Source organism: Mycobacterium sp. D16R24, from assembly GCF_002013385.1.
Classification (GTDB): Bacteria; Actinomycetota; Actinomycetes; order Mycobacteriales; family Mycobacteriaceae; genus Mycobacterium.
Genome location: NZ_MAEV01000026.1, coordinates 1 through 14,653, shown reverse-complemented (window position 1 = coordinate 14,653; position 14,653 = coordinate 1). Strand labels below are relative to the sequence as shown.

The window sequence follows — 14,653 nt, the reverse complement described above, 5'->3', positions numbered from 1 at the left end:
GTATTCTCCTTCTCAAGGTTTATTTATCGACGAGGTTCGGGGTGACGAGCCGTGTCCACCGACGACAGCGCCGCTCCAACAACACAACGATGCGAGCGACTGCTAATCGTCCGAACACGCGTCGAATAGTCCGTTGGGCTCGGTGGTCAGGCAGGCGCAGGCACAACCAGTGAGAACGCGCGCTTAGCCCTGTCATTTGTCATGTCGACACGTATCAACTTCGGCTCGAGATATTCACGCAGAGCATCGGGGCCTAGTTCACGTCCGAGACCCGACTGCTTAAAACCCCCAAAGGGGTGCTGGCAGTCCAGCATGTGCCAGTCATTGATCCAGACGGTCCCCGCATCAAGTCGACGTGCCAACGTCAGGGCTCGCTGGTTATCGGTACTCCACACGCCCGCCGATAGCCCATATTCGCTGTCGTTCGCGATCCGCACTGCATCCTCATCATCCTCGTACCGAATCACTGCGAGAACCGGTCCGAAGATCTCCTCACGAGCGATCCTCATGTCGTTCGTGACGTCGGTGAAAATCACCGGGGCCACCCAGTGCCCACTGGCCAAAGCGGGGTCCTGCGGTGTTGTCCCTTGGTAGGCAACCGTCGCACCTTCCTCTTGACCCAGCGCTATGTACTTCTCCACCCGCTGCTTCTGCTTCAGCGATACAAGTGGGCCGATGTCGGTTCCGATATCCATCGGATCACCCATAGTGATCGTTGCAATGCGGGCGACCAGCTTCTCCACGAAGGCGTCGTGGATGGAAGCTGGAAGCAGCAGCCGTGTCCCAGACAGACAGACCTGGCCGCTGAGCAGAAGGAACCCGAACAGCGCGCCGTCGACCGCGAGATCGATATCGGCGTCGTCCAAGACGATGTTGGCGCCCTTACCACCAAGTTCGAGGGTGACCTTCTTAATGTTGTCGGCGGCACCGCGCATCACTTGCCTGCCCACTTCGGTCGAGCCGGTGAACGCGATCTTGCGAACATCGGGGTGCTCGACCAGCCTCGCTCCCGTGGTGGGGCCCGGGCCAGTCACTACATTTAGCACGCCCGCCGGAAGCCCCGCCTCGTCGGCAGCGCGAACAAGCTCAAGCAACGTCAGTGGTGTCTGCTCATCGGGTTTCACAACCATCGTGTTACCCGCAGCCAGCGCCGGCCCCAGCTTCCACACCGCTATCAACAAAGGAAAGTTCCACGGCACAATAGCGCCGCATACGCCGACTGGTTCATTTCGGACAATTCCGGTTGCGAGCGTGGGTGATTCGAGGAGCTCTCCGAGTTACTCGAACGGAAACATCCTGGCAAGACCAGCGAAGTAGCGAAGATGGGCAATCGAATAGCCGACCAAAAACGAGGCCGCCGCACGTATCGTCGCGCCGTTCTCACGGACCTGCAACGCAACGAGCTCATCTACTCTCGCCTCGAGGCGGTCCGCGATGTCATCCAGGACCGCCGCGCGCTCGGCTGGAGGCCGGTCACGCCAGATCCCCGAATTATGCGCCGCACTTGCCGCGGCGACCGCCCGATCTACTGCATCCGCATCGCCTTCAGCGACCGTAGCGACCAGCGATCCATCTGTGGGCGAATGGATTTCGACCACAGACGGCGAGTCCACCCACTCGCCGTTGATATACATCCGGTAATGAGTTGCATAGGGCATCGGTGCGCCACCTGTTCCGTTTTCTAGGTATGAGTTCGGTTCTAGGTATGAGAAATTCAGCTTCCACTGAAGCTAATCGTTTGCACGGTCAGTGACCGCGGTCTCCGCGAAAAATATTGTTATTCAATGCCTTTCAATAAATTCAACCATTACTAGTACATGGTCAGGTCTTGGCGGAGGATCGAGCGGAGAGCGGCCAGAGGGATGTGGGTTTCGACCGCGCCGCCGTCCATGGACCACACCAACCGGTCCTGGGGCCATGGATTCTCGTGGGCCATGGGTCGGTCTGGCATGAAGAGGATCAGTTCGTCTGGGGTCAACGCGAATGCTCGGTAGTCGCCGGAGTAGTTAGAAGCGCCTGCCTGTGGTTCGAATCGGTCGGTGGTGAATGGATAGGTCCCTGTGTCGTGGGGTGGTCGCGCATGGTCGAGCGATTCGGTGAGAAATGGCCTGGCCAGCGGTGGCAGCGTCGTCCGCGGATCGACACCGGGCCGCAAAAGATCGGCGAGCGCAAGTTGTCTGCCGGTGTCGAGGTCGAAGGTGAAGCTCTGAAAGGCGTTGTTGGCCGGGTTGCCCACGGTCTGCTGGAACTCGTGGAACACCACCGATCTGACGGTCTTGTGCGCGTACGTTCGATGGTCGATCGTGACATCGCTGGCGCGCACCATTCGACGTCCCTCGGCGCGCCAGGTCTGGGCGCGATCTCGCAGGTAGCCGAGGAGTGGCGGGCCGAGCGTGGGGTGGGCGATGAGATCTTGCGGCAGGTCCACTTTCAGGGCCATCACCGCTTGGCGCTGTGAAACGATCATCGTTGTACACGTGTCATTGCGACGATCCCACTGACCATCCAATGCCGCGTCGCACACGTTGTCAGCCCGTGCCGGCGAGGCGGCCGCCAGTGTGGTGAAGCCGATACATACCGCACCAAGTATCGCCCTGAAGATAGTGTTGCCCATGATCCCTACTTGATGTCTACTTTGCTTGCTAGCCAACGGTTTGCGATGTGCTCCAGGGTGATCACTACTCGGCTGCGATCGATTCGGGGAGTGGGGTTGGCCACGTTGGATATCGATTGGTCGATGAAGAGCAAGACCTCGACCTTGTTTGGGGTGGCTGATTTGATGGCGGAATCGACCACGACGCTGCGGCTGACGGCCTTGTTGTCGACCAACAGTTGGCGTAGTTGGGCGGCGGATTTACCGTATGTGTCTCGGAATTCACCGGTGGCGCCGTCGAGCACCTTGGCATAGTTCTCGTCCACCTTGGCGCTGTCGATACTGGTGAGGACCACCGCGTAATCGTTGGCAACTGCCAACGCCGCGCGTCGGGTGTCCAGCATCTCGTCTTGACGTTTGAGCTGCCACCCGAGGAAGGCGGCTACACCTACCGCGGCGAGCAGGGTCGATAGGGTGCAGCCGAGTAGCAGTCGTCGGGTGAGCCTGCCCCGTCGATCCGGACGCGGCTCGGCTATGTCTTGTTCGACGATCGCGTCGAACACGTTCGTCGGCGGCATTCGCTTAGGCACAGATCCTCCTGGTTCTACTTCGGTGGCGGTGCCAGATCCGGCGGTGGACCGCCGTACGGCGTGGGAATGGTGTTGGGGCCAACCGGAGTCGGGTCGGTTACCGCCATACGGTCGTATCCTGGGGGTGGTCCCGCGGTGTCATCGCCGGGTGGCCGCGGTGCATTGCGCGCACCCCGGACGAGAACCGCGGGATCCGGGTTGGCGCAGTAGGTGTACCGATAAGGCTCCGGAAAATCCGCTTGCGACGGCGGGTGCCGCGGCAGGTCGTAGTCACATGAATAGCGTGGGTACGGGTCGACGACCTCCCAGACATAACCATCGTGGAAAATGGAGCCCACGGCGTCGAGAACCGAACCACGTTGCTCGACAGTAGGAAAGAGTGCCTTCAACGCGGGCACCCGCACGTAGGACAGCTGCGCGACGGTGGTCAGATTGCCGAGTAACTGCACCATAGTGTCCGAGTTGTCGGTGATCACGGAATCTAGCGCCGACAGTGGCCGACTGCCGGCGCCCACCAGCGTCCGATAGCCACCCTCCATTCGGCTGGCGCCCGCCACTACGTCGCGCACATTCGCTCCGGTTTCACGCAACTTCGGACCGGCATCGGAAATCATCGTCAACACGGTGCGGCTGCTGCGGATCAGGCGAATGGTCTCTGGCAGTACAGAATCCAGTGTTGATATGAGAAATACCCCGCCGTCGAGGATATCCGCTAGCTTCCTGGGACCCTCTTTCCCAACGCCGATTTCCTTCGTCATCGCCGCGAGCTGTGCCGGATCGAGCTGCGCGAGAAGCCCTTCGGCATCTGTCACCAGTCTGTAGAACTGCACGGGGATGGCGGTCTGATTCATGGTGACGGTGTCGCCGTCGTGCAGGAAAGGGCCGTCTTTGTGGGCGGGTCGGATGTCGAGATATTGTTCGCCGGCCGGCGACAGGCCCGATACCTGAAACGCCGAATCCCTCGGAATGTGGACGCTGGGGTTTATCGCGATGTCCGCGAGTAGTCCCTCGTCCGCCACCTGGATGGCCTCAACGGTGCCAATGTGGACGCCTCGCAGGGTCACGTCCTGACCGGCGAGCAGTCCACCCGATTCGGGAAGCTGTACGTGCAGCGCGATGGTGGGTCGGATCGGGTTGTAGCCAAGTGCGCCCGCCGAGACGTAACACAACGCTAAGAGAAAGGCGCAGATCAACCCGACAATCGCAACGATCGCGCGTCGTGATTGAAGAGCCCTGATGGCGTCGACGACCGTGGCAAGGCATCGTGAGAAGAGTCTGGAAGCGTTCATCGGTGGGGTCCGTAGATTCTGTTCAGTAAAAGGTTCCACTGGTATCGCAGGCTGCCGATCATCGCGTGCCAATCGGTGCCGTCGGGCCCGTGTGCCATGGGATCGCCCGGGTAGTTCATATCGGGCAGGGCCCCGAGGATGAGTTGCTCAACATCGCCCGATGCGTGCAGGTTGGCCCCGGAGGTCACCTTGAGAACCCGTGGAATTACTCGGTTGAATGAAGTCAGCGAGGTCGCGGGGTCAACGCTCGCGTCGTTGAATGCCGCACTCAGGGCGTTGATGTCGGCGATCAGTCCGCGGGTATCGGTGCCCTGCAGTGAAGGAAATCGTGAGAGTTGTCGCGTCACGCGGGCGACGGCGTCAATCAGGGTGAGTATCTGGTCTCGATTGTCCGCGATGGCGGCGATTGCCGGGTCGGCCGCCGAGAGTGCGCTGGTAAGCGTGTCTTGACGTGCGGAGAGGGCCGCCGCGAGCTTCGAAGTGTGATCAAGGGCATCCTTGATCTGCCCAGAACGCGCGTTGAGCCGCGCGACCAGTTCATTCGATTGACGAAGCAGATCGGCAATTTTCGCACCGCTGTCGCCGACGGCCGAGCCTGCGCCGTTGAGGATGTGGGTCAGACTTCGAACTACGCCGCCGTTGACAAGTACGGCCGCCGAGCTGAGCAGCTCCTCCACGGTGGCACCCGCGGAAGTTGCGCTTAGCGGTATCGTACTGCCGTCGGTCAAGGGCTGGGCGTTCGCCGACGTGCCTTGATCGGACCGGATGGCGACAAAGAGGTCACCAAGTGGAGTGGCGGACCTAAGCTCGGCAGTCGCCCCCGCGTACACCGAAATATCGCGTCGGATCCGCATTGTGACGTGCGCAGTGAACTCCTTGGCGTGGATCGTGTCGACTTCCCCGACGTCTGTACCGCCGACTTTCACCTTGGCGTGGGCGGGAAGGTTCAGGGCATTGGTGAAAACCGCTGTCAATCGGTAGGTTTCGCCGCCCACCGAGGGTGTGCTCAACGGGAGGCTCTCCAACCCGGTGGAACAGCCGGATAGTACCGTTACGGCGCCGATGGCTATGAGGACGCGTGCGCGACCGATCGGGGCTTTCATTTTGCGGTTCCTGCCATGAGCTCGAGCATTCCGGTGAGCCCAAAATCAGGCCCGTAGTCGCGCAGAGTGCCGGTGGCGCAACCTAGTTGCCGAAGACCTATGAGATTGCACATCTCCTTGGCGAGCTGACTGTCCAGGACGATCTTGTCCGCTAGTGCGTGAAGTCGCACTGCGCCGTTGTCCATGTCGATGACGTTCCAAACGTTGTCGAGGGTCAGCGGGGCGAGGTCGAAGAACTCGGCCGTCTCCCGCCGATAGTCCACGAGGGCCTGGGTGATCGTTCGTGCATCTGTTGCTGTGATCTTGAGTCCGTCTCGATTCGTTTCCAGCACCGAGGCCGCCCGCTCAAGAATCTGGTTGATCTTCGAGCCGGTGGTTCCGGCGCCGAGGCTCTCGTCGGCCAGGATTGTGCTGAGTTGGTGGATGTTTGACCCAAACTCCCGAATCGTCTGCTCGTTATCCGCCGCTGATTGGCTGAGAACGTCGAGGCCGGTGGCGATCTGGTCGATGTTCTCTTTGGTACGTGCGCCGTGGTCCGATCCCAGTCGCAGGGCCGACGACAACTCCCCCAGGGCGCCCTTGATGTCATCACCGTTATTGGTCGCGATCTGCGCACCGATGTTCACCAGGCCAGACAGCGGTCCGGCACCTGCTCCGTCGCCACGCAGCGCCACCGCCAGCCGGTCGATCATCGCCAACGTCTTATCGAACTCCACGGGGGTGCGGGTCCGGCCGAGGCCGATGATGTCTCCGTCACGCAACGTGGGTCCGCTGCGGTAAGGAGGAGTGAGTTCCACGTGCCGATCGGTCAGAATCGAGGTGGAGACGGTAACCGCCTGGACGTCGGCAGGTATGTCGACGTCCCCGTCGAGCACCAACGTGACCTCCACAGAATCACCCTGGGGTGTGATGCGGGAAACATGACCCACCGACATTCCCAACACCGCTACGGTGTTGCCCTCGTATAGCCCGATGGCGTCCTCGAAATGCGCGGTGACCGTCATCGGTTTGGTCTCGGCCCGGGTGATCATCACGATCGTCGCGATGGCCATCGCGACCACCGCCGCTGTCAGTGAGATAGCTGCTCTTTTACTCATGCGCAATCCTCGAAGTACTCGACTAATCCGAACTGCTTCGCGCGCCCGCTTATCGCGCACATCCACGAATCGATCAGCGGACCTGATGTGAATGTCCCGTCCACAGCGGTGCCGCTGCCCGAGGCATTTGCAGCGTTTCGCAAGGCAATCGGCAAGACCTGCAACGTATTACGAAACAGGGCGTCGTGCTCGGCGATCATTCGAGAGAAGTCGCGAACGCTCGCCAGCATGTCGTTGAGGGCGGGTGCGTCGTTGAGGATTCGGGACAGCGTCGCCACCATGGCGGTAGTGCCATCGAACAGTCGTTCAACCGCCGCGCGGCGCGTGGTGATTTCCTTCAGCAGGTCGCGGCCTTGCGTCACCAGCAGCCCGAGATTCGCCTTTTGGCTCAAAATCGTCGCGGTAAGCGTGTCAGTGCTTGCCAGCAGGGTGCCGATCTGATCTCGCCGATCCGAGACAACTCTGGACAATGACCGCAGGTTGCGCAGTGCGTCCGGGAGCGCCTCGGGCAGGCCATGGAGACTGCGGGACGCGATGGTCATAGACTCGGCGATTTGATCGGCGTCTATCTGATCGAATGTTGTTGTGGCATCGGCCAAAGCAGTTTGCAGGTCGTAAGGTGCCGCGGTGTTCTCCAGGGGAATCGTGCGGTCCGCGAGGTCGCCCGTGCGCCCGGGCGTCACCTCGATGTACCGGGACCCCAGGAGCGTCGTCAGCCTGATGTCCGCCCTAGTGCCGCTGCCGAGGTGGACGTTCTTGTCGATGGACAACCGGATGTCGACGCGATCACCTGCCAATTTCAGGGACTCGACCTTGCCTACCGCGATGCCCGCGATCGTGACTTGGTCACCCTTACGAACGGAAGCCGCCTGCAAAAACTCGGCCCGGTAAACGGTTTTCCCCACATTGACGGCGCCGGCCAAGCCGATTGCGCCGACCACGACAACGACCACTGCCAGGGCGACCAGACCCAGCTGCACCCTGTTGTAATCCTCAAGAGGGCGTCTGAGCTTCAGGCCCGCGAATGCGCGTTTGATCATGACGTGACCTACCTGCATATCGGTGTGTTTTTCATGGTGTTTCCAGGTGTTGCCGCCCGCACGATGTCGGGGATCAGTCGGCCGAGGAAGTCGAAAATAGTGACGTTGATATCGCAGGGATACACGTCGGCGTAGGTCCCAGATTGCATCGAGCGGGCCAAACCCTTCAACATGGCAGGCAGATTGGCGCCGAAGTACGCGAATCGCTCACGCGCATCAGTGCTGAGATGACCGGTGAGGCCGGGTTCACGGACCATCAGCTCGTTGATATCCGGTTGGACCTTCCCTGCGATCGACGCCAGTCGGTTCACGGTGGAGGTGATAGATCCGACCGACGCGACAAGATCGGTCCGCCGGTTTCCCAACGCCACCATCAGCTCTCGGGTGCGGGAGATGACCAACTGCAGGTTCGTGTTCTGGTTCGCCAGGATGCCCACCGTGTCGTTCAGGTTGGTAATGACATCCCCGAGGATCTGATCGGGGCCGGCGAATAGCTCGGCCAGTGCCGATGTCTGTGTAATGAGCGTCAGCACCGAACTGCTATCTCCCTGCAACGCTTGGATAATCCCTTTGGTGAGGTTGTCTACTTGCTGCGGGTCCAACAGCGCGAAGAGAGGTTCAAATCCTCGCAGCAGCTGCGTAATGTCGAACGAGGGCTCTGTGCGCTCGACGGGTATCTGGCCATGATCGGCCAGAATCTGTCTTTTCTCGTCTCGCCCGGATGCCAGGCCGAGGTAACGCTGTCCCACGATGTTTTGATAGGTCACCGATGCCACAGTGTCGGTGTAAAGGGTCTGTTCCCGGTGGACCTGAAATGTCACGCTGGCTAGCGCGTCATCTCCCAACACAACCTTCTCCACCCGGCCAACACGCACTCCAGCGACCCGAACGTCATCACCCGCATGCAGACCCGCCACGTTGGTGAACACTGCCGAATACGTGTTCACTGGCCCACTAACCTTGCGCAGCAAAGTAACTGACACCAGCCAGGTGACCGATATGCACAGCACAAGAAACAAGGCCAAGCCGATAGACGCCTTCCGAACGTTCACCGCGCTATCTCCCTACGTCCGGTTCGATATGCACCGCAGTGCCGCGCACCACAGGCCCCAACAGCAGGCGATCTGAAGAGTTGGCGTGGTGGCCGACGATCTGGCTCAGTTGGGCACCCTCGGTTGAGCTGCCGACCGGACCGACGGTGCCGCCGTAGCTTGCGGGTTGGGGTTGGGCCCCGGCATGGTCGGCTGGCCCTGGATTCGTTGCCGGGCTTAGGGATGGGATCGGTGCGGGGGACGCGTCCGCACCGATCCCACCGGGCACCTCGCCGGCATGCCGTACCGAATCACGCGGCGGGGCGAGGTTGGGGCGATTCTCGTTGGCTCCCGGCGGAGGCGGAATTCCCATTGAAGCCAGGGCCGGGAGGAGGTCCGGCGCGGTGGGCACCTCTGGGGCCGTTTGACAGCTGGGACCCTCGAGCACGCCGTAGCGGGGGCAGTCGGCACGGACGTACTGGCGGTAGGGTGCCAGGGTTACGACAACTTTGATGACGTAGTTGTGCCGCTCCGTGTCGTAAGTGTCCTCGACGCGTTCGGCCATCCGCGCCATCCGGGTGGCAATCGGTCTGAACTTGTCCGAGTTGTCAGCAAGGACCCCGACGACGGGCGTCAGCTGCGTGGTGATGGCGATCAGTCGATCTGTTTGGTTGTCAAACGCATCGCCAAGCGTTCCGGTCGTCTGCACGCCCGCCGATAGCAAGCCAGTCAGCTGCGACCGCGTCTCGGCAAGTGCGCGCATCGGTGCCACGGCGTTCGCCAACGCGTCGCTCAGTTCCGGCTCGGCCTGCCGCAGCGCTTGGGCAGCGGTGGCGAGGCTCGACAAGGTGGTGGGCTCGTCATGTCCGCCCATAACCGTATTCAGTTGACTGACAATATCATTCAGGTCGGCTCCCGCGTCCCGTAATGCACTGCCGCGGCTTTCAGTGGCGCCACTTAGAGCTGCCAATACTCCAACGGTGTTGTCGGTACTGTCTCGGCTCACAGACTTGAGCAGCTGCCGAACTTTCGTCAGAAGCGACTGAAACAGAACGGTCGGCAAGCTGGTGTCTTCGCGAATCACGGAGCCCGAGTGCAGTGGCAGGATGCGGGGACCATTGGCGACCAGCTGCACCGAGGAAACCGCGAACACGTTCGATGGGACGACTCGTGCGGTGACGGTGTCGGGAATCCGGGACGCGTATTGCGGTTTAAGGTTGATCCGCACGGTATTCGGTTGGCCGCTTCCACGCAGCTGAACCTCGGTAACCTCACCCACCAGCAAGCCGCGGAACTTCACATCCGATTTGGCCGGCAGACCATCGCCGACGTTGACCAACTCGGCGCTCACCCGCACGATGTCGTCAAGTCTGCCTTGGGATTTCATCAGACACAGTTGGATGATTCCGGTAGTAATAGCGCAGAAACACACACCCGCCACGAACAGGCGCCGGTTCGACGGTCCGCGGAAGTCAGAGTCGAATGAGTTTGGCATGCTATCCGCCGAACCTTGCGCCCGAGTCGACGCTCCACAGCGCCATGGTGAGCAGCATGTTCACGATGATCACGACGGTGATGCTGGCGCGCATAGCACGCCCGGCCGCGACACCAACGCCCGCAGGCCCACCGCTGGCGTAATAGCCGTAATAGCACTGCATCGTCGATGCGGTAAAGACAAAGACGACAGCCTTGATGACGGCGAAGAAGACATCGCGCCCGCTGGTCGCCAAGTTGAAATAATGCAGGTAAGTGCCCACCGAGTGATCACTGACGGCACCCGCCACGATCTGAGCAGTCAGGTACGCGGCGGCAAGGCAGATGAGGAACAGCGGAATGGCGGCCGCGACAGCTGCCATGACACGGGTAGTGACAAGGTAGGCAATGGAGTTGATGGCGAGGGCATCTAGGGCGTCAATCTCCTCATTGATGCGCATCGCGCCCAGCTGCGCCGTGAAGCGGCAACCGGCCTGCGTTGCGAACGCCAAAGCGATCATCACCGGCGCGAGTTCACGCGTCCCAACGAATGAGGAAATCAATCCGGTAGCTGGCCCCAGACCGAGCAGGTTGAGGGCGTTGTAACCCTCCACGCTGATCAATGCCCCTGCGGTGGCACCGAGCACGATCGCGACCCCAATCGTGCCGCCGCCTACCACGATCGCCCCGTTGCCCCACGAGATGTCGGCCAGTACTCGAATGAATTCCTTGGAATATCGCCGTGCCACAAAGGGTACGGACATCAGGATGTTTCGAAAGAAGTAACTGATGTGACCGCTCTTGGCTACGAGCATGCCGGCGGCCCGCGCGGTGGTGACTACCGGCCGCAGTCCAGGGAACGGTTGATGAGTCGATGCAGTCATGTGTCAGAAGCTCGCTCGGGGGAAGATGACGATATAGAGCTGGGTCATCACGACATTGACAATCATCAGCAGCAGGATCGACTCGACCACCGCAGCGTTGACGGAGTTGGCCACTCCAGCCGGGCCACCACGAGTACTTAATCCCTTGTGACAGCTCACAATTGCCACGATGCAGCCGAAGACAACAGCCTTGGCAAGTGCCAGCATCAGATCCCCGAGCGTCGCGAATGAGGAAAAGGTCGCGACGAATGATCCCGGGGTGCCGTTCTGCATGTAGACATTGAACGTATAGCCGGCGAGAAAGCCGACAAAGCTCGTCAGGCCGGTAAGTGCCATCCCGACGACGATGACCGCCACGAAGCGTGGGACGACCAGGCGGTGGATCGGAGACACACCCATTACCGTCATCGCATCGATTTCCTCGCGCATCGTCCGGGAACCCAAGTCCGCGCATACCGCCGAACCGACGGCGGCCGCCAGGAGCACGGCTGCCACTAGTGGCGCACCCTGCCGGATCACTGCAAGGCCGGTCGCGGCGCCCGCTAAGGATGTCGCGCCCACCTGTCCGGCCAGCAGACTGAACTGGATAGCCAACGTGACGCCAATCGGTATCGTCACGAAAATCGTTGGAACAAAAGCAGTTGAGGCCATAAATGCCGCTTGTTGCACGAACTCGCGGAACTGCAAGCGTCCAACGAAAATGTCCGTGAACAGACACTGCACCGTCCGAATTGCGAGCACAACCTGCCCACCCAAGGTGTCCAACGACATTACTGGATGCGAAGCGACATACCGCCGACCCCAGCCGATCACCTCGCCGCTGACGTCGCGGTCCAGGGGCCGCCGCGCGTCGCAATTGCTCTGTGTCGTCATTGGCCTGCTCCGAAGTCACGTGAGGCGGACGTGGGCATTGTCAGTTCCTCCTGTCGCCTGAGGACTCCTGAATCTTCTTGCGCCGCAAGCTGACCAGGCGCACCGCACCGCACGAAGGGATGGGATGCCGCATCACTTGTCACCACGCCAATCCGACCGCTACTCAACCACAGGACCCTCGCTGTTACGCAAACCCAAATGAAGAACATCGGAAAGATGAAATAGAACGAGACTCCGCCGTTCCAACCGAACATCCCCCCTTTCGGCATGAAGAACACCACCCCTGCAGGGGCGGTAATGAACGCCTGCCATAGCGAGTACCACGCATACCAGCGGGGAAAGACAGCCTGCGATCGATCCCGGAACGCGGCAACGGCGATGACAACCATCTGGACGTCACCCAAAAACGGAACGCCAATGAGCAACAGCCACAACACATCCATCCAGAACTGATACGTCTCGGGTGCTCTCTCCCGAATGGCCACGGCACCCATGACCGCCATCACTGCGGCCGCGAACGTGTAATTGATGGCGCCCAATTGCACCTGGAAGTAGGTCAGCGGACTGTCCTGCCCTTCGCACCTGCGCACAAGGGCCGAAAGCACCGCCGGATACCCGGTACTCAAGGTAGCGCCGATCACGGCGACGATCACTCCAACCCGGATGCTGGCGCTATTCAATTGCCACAGACCTGCGATTTCGGCTGTCGACGCGTTCGGCGAGGGCGGTGGAATAAATCCCATGATGAACAGGCCGCCCGCGAACATCGCAATGCCCACCAGTGCGACCCCGACGCACCCACGCATCACTCTTCTGTCGACCATCGCCTCGATGTTCACCGTTGGGGCCCTTCATGATCCATACAAAAATACGACATCGTTCTTTTATTAACGATGATAGTAAGGGCGCCTGACGCCGCAGTCAATAGCAGCGCCAAACTATTGCAAAGAGGTTTGAGAGCTCGGCGTCCGTCGCTTAAAAACGTTGCGACACTGGGAGTTCAGATCGATCAGATGTCGTCGCGGTAAAGCGCGCGCACGATGGAAACGATGTCGTCTTCAAGTTCGAGCATCTGCTCGATCATTCCGTTGAGCATGTTGGCGACGACTAGCTCGGCGAGTGCGGCGATGACCGCACGGTCCCTCGATCTAAGTTCGACGGGCTCGATGTCACTACCGACGGCAGTGCCGTTCACCAAAGCCCGTAGCAACGCGGCATATCGCTTGTAGGCTTCCTGGCGGAGCCGCAGTCCGTCGTCACCCGCCGCGTACAACTCGATACCGAAGCACCGGATGAACTCTGGCTCTTCCGTGACCAACCGGAGGTACGCGCGCATGGCGCCGCGCAATTCTTCTCCCGGTTCTGCGCTCTGGGCAGCGGCGACTAGCCTCTCGAAGATCAACTCAGCGCCGTCCTGCACCGTTGCCAAGAAGCAGTCTTTCTTATGACTGAAGTGCTCGTAGAAGACCTTCCGCGAGACGCGCGCACGGGTGACGATGTCCGCGACAGTGACTTCGGCATAACCTTTTTCAGCAATCGCCGATACCGCGGCCCGCAGCATCCGGCGGTACTGCGCCTCTTTTATGACGCTCTCAGGCAGCTTCCCTCGGCCACGCGGCAGGGCCGGCATGTCGGCACCGTGCGTTCCCGACAACACGGAGCGGCGTGAGTCCACAACTCCGGAGTATATCGATGCCAACGGACCGCACCGACTACCCGCTTGCTCATGCCATCGCTAGAACCACCGCCGAAAGAATGATAAATGCCCACACCACATATATTTCCATCGTTCGCCGGAGCCAGCGCGGGGCATCTACGACTTCCATGAAGTAGCGACCAACCAGGAACGCCTTGAAAAGGCTCACCGCAATAATCAAGATATTGGGGATGGTCGCGTCGATCATCGACAGTCCGGACGCACGACCCAGCCACCAGTTGGCCGCAGTGGCGACCATCAGGACCAACCAGACAACCGTAATTCGGTCGCGAACAAGTACCATCACACATCACCTCATGAAATAGAGCAACGGGAATATCAGGACCCACAGCAGGTCCACCATGTGCCAGAAAAGTGCGGAGCACTCGATGTAGTGCATGCGAGAAAGCGCCTCTTTGGGACGCCGCGATTCCCATTGCAGGTAACCCAACAGCACCATTCCCAACAATACGTGCAGAAGATGCAATCCGGTGAGGACGAAGTACCAGGACCAGAATCCGTCGCTGCCCAACAGATCGCCGGAGCTCACATGCGATGACCACTCGATGACCTTGAGCGACACGAATGCAGCTGCACACGCCAGTGCTCCCCCGAACATTCCTGCGCCCCAACGTTGTTCACGAACCCGTTGGACTCCTCGGACCACCAGTAATGAGCTGGTCAGTAGCAGGAGCGTCATCACCGCTCCGTACCCCACCGCGAGTTTGCGCTCGCCCGCCACGAAAATATCGTGATCGTGTGCGCGTTGCCCCAGATACAGAGCGAAAAACAGGGTGAAAGCGCAGAGATCACCGAAGATGATCACCCAGAAGCCCGGTTCACCCGGCACATGCCCGGCTCGGGCCGGGCGCTTTCCCGGTCTAGCCGAACGCCTCCAGAATACGGCGGATGTCACGCGAACCCCTTCCCGCACAGCGCTGTACGTTTAAAGAACGTAACCGTTCTTTTGAGTGAGCGTATACG

Annotated in this window: 14 protein-coding genes and 1 pseudogene; all 15 read right to left on the bottom strand. The window is 60.5% G+C overall.

The genetic code is table 11. From position 1 onward, the window contains the following. Nucleotides 1–146: 146 nt before the first annotated feature. Nucleotides 147–1,658, bottom strand: a pseudogene (locus B4383_RS20805) (aldehyde dehydrogenase family protein). Nucleotides 1,659–1,810: 152 nt separating this feature from the next. Next, on the bottom strand, nt 1,811–2,614 hold the full coding sequence (locus B4383_RS20800) for a DUF3298 domain-containing protein (RefSeq protein ID WP_078293089.1): 804 nt from the start codon (nt 2,612–2,614) through the stop codon (nt 1,811–1,813). 5 nt (nt 2,615–2,619) lie between these two features. Beyond that, the gene (locus B4383_RS20795) at nt 2,620–3,183 is read right to left on the bottom strand and encodes a hypothetical protein (protein WP_286144110.1); all 564 of its coding nucleotides are present in this window, start codon (nt 3,181–3,183) and stop codon (nt 2,620–2,622) included. 14 nt (nt 3,184–3,197) lie between these two features. Beyond that, nucleotides 3,198–4,472: an MlaD family protein gene (locus B4383_RS20790; protein WP_078293088.1), complete on the bottom strand. Its 1,275-nt coding sequence runs from the start codon at nt 4,470–4,472 to the stop codon at nt 3,198–3,200. Next, nucleotides 4,469–5,575 (bottom strand): MCE family protein, encoded by a 1,107-nt coding sequence (locus tag B4383_RS20785; protein ID WP_078293087.1) that lies wholly within the window; start codon nt 5,573–5,575, stop codon nt 4,469–4,471. The genes B4383_RS20790 and B4383_RS20785 overlap by 4 nt, the downstream gene beginning before the upstream one ends. Beyond that, nucleotides 5,572–6,672 carry an MCE family protein gene (locus tag B4383_RS20780; protein WP_078293086.1) on the bottom strand — a complete coding sequence of 367 codons (1,101 nt, stop codon included), beginning with the start codon at nt 6,670–6,672 and terminating at the stop codon, nt 5,572–5,574. Before B4383_RS20780 ends, B4383_RS20785 begins: the two co-directional genes overlap by 4 nt. Beyond that, entirely contained in the window at nt 6,669–7,712 is a 1,044-nt protein-coding gene (locus B4383_RS20775; protein ID WP_286150700.1) for an MCE family protein, read from the bottom strand. The genes B4383_RS20780 and B4383_RS20775 overlap by 4 nt, the downstream gene beginning before the upstream one ends. Nucleotides 7,713–7,720: 8 nt before the next feature. Beyond that, nucleotides 7,721–8,764 (bottom strand): MCE family protein, encoded by a 1,044-nt coding sequence (locus tag B4383_RS20770; protein WP_176138413.1) that lies wholly within the window; start codon nt 8,762–8,764, stop codon nt 7,721–7,723. 4 nt (nt 8,765–8,768) lie between these two features. Next, nucleotides 8,769–10,238 carry an MCE family protein gene (locus B4383_RS20765; RefSeq protein ID WP_078293085.1) on the bottom strand — a complete coding sequence of 490 codons (1,470 nt, stop codon included), beginning with the start codon at nt 10,236–10,238 and terminating at the stop codon, nt 8,769–8,771. 1 nt (nt 10,239) lies between these two features. Further along, a complete protein-coding gene (locus B4383_RS20760) occupies nt 10,240–11,100 on the bottom strand; it encodes an ABC transporter permease (protein WP_078293084.1) in 861 nt (286 codons plus the stop codon). Nucleotides 11,101–11,103: 3 nt separating this feature from the next. Next, a complete protein-coding gene (locus B4383_RS20755; protein ID WP_139360944.1) occupies nt 11,104–11,973 on the bottom strand; it encodes an ABC transporter permease in 870 nt (289 codons plus the stop codon). Further along, the gene (locus tag B4383_RS20750) at nt 11,970–12,812 is read right to left on the bottom strand and encodes a hypothetical protein (protein WP_078293083.1); all 843 of its coding nucleotides are present in this window, start codon (nt 12,810–12,812) and stop codon (nt 11,970–11,972) included. Before B4383_RS20750 ends, B4383_RS20755 begins: the two co-directional genes overlap by 4 nt. 170 nt (nt 12,813–12,982) lie before the next feature. Continuing rightward, the gene (locus B4383_RS20745; protein ID WP_139360943.1) at nt 12,983–13,603 is read right to left on the bottom strand and encodes a TetR/AcrR family transcriptional regulator; all 621 of its coding nucleotides are present in this window, start codon (nt 13,601–13,603) and stop codon (nt 12,983–12,985) included. A gap of 94 nt (nt 13,604–13,697) precedes the next feature. Next, entirely contained in the window at nt 13,698–13,937 is a 240-nt protein-coding gene (locus B4383_RS20740; RefSeq protein WP_176138497.1) for a cytochrome C oxidase subunit IV family protein, read from the bottom strand. Between the two features lie 42 nt (nt 13,938–13,979). Beyond that, nucleotides 13,980–14,585, bottom strand: coding sequence for a cytochrome c oxidase subunit 3 (locus B4383_RS20735; RefSeq protein ID WP_139360942.1), 606 nt, complete (start codon nt 14,583–14,585; stop codon nt 13,980–13,982). Between the last annotated feature and the right edge of the window lie 68 nt (nt 14,586–14,653).

Coding starts and splice junctions, on each gene's coding strand:
- B4383_RS20760 (WP_078293084.1), bottom strand. CDS start 11,100: ATGACTGCATCGACTCATCAACCGTTCCCTGGACTGCGGCCGGTAGTC.
- B4383_RS20745 (WP_139360943.1), bottom strand. CDS start 13,603: ATGCCGGCCCTGCCGCGTGGCCGAGGGAAGCTGCCTGAGAGCGTCATA.
- B4383_RS20755 (WP_139360944.1), bottom strand. CDS start 11,973: ATGACGACACAGAGCAATTGCGACGCGCGGCGGCCCCTGGACCGCGAC.
- B4383_RS20765 (WP_078293085.1), bottom strand. CDS start 10,238: ATGCCAAACTCATTCGACTCTGACTTCCGCGGACCGTCGAACCGGCGC.
- B4383_RS20800 (WP_078293089.1), bottom strand. CDS start 2,614: ATGGGCAACACTATCTTCAGGGCGATACTTGGTGCGGTATGTATCGGC.
- B4383_RS20775 (WP_286150700.1), bottom strand. CDS start 7,712: ATGATCAAACGCGCATTCGCGGGCCTGAAGCTCAGACGCCCTCTTGAG.
- B4383_RS20790 (WP_078293088.1), bottom strand. CDS start 4,472: ATGAACGCTTCCAGACTCTTCTCACGATGCCTTGCCACGGTCGTCGAC.
- B4383_RS20780 (WP_078293086.1), bottom strand. CDS start 6,672: ATGAGTAAAAGAGCAGCTATCTCACTGACAGCGGCGGTGGTCGCGATG.
- B4383_RS20785 (WP_078293087.1), bottom strand. CDS start 5,575: ATGAAAGCCCCGATCGGTCGCGCACGCGTCCTCATAGCCATCGGCGCC.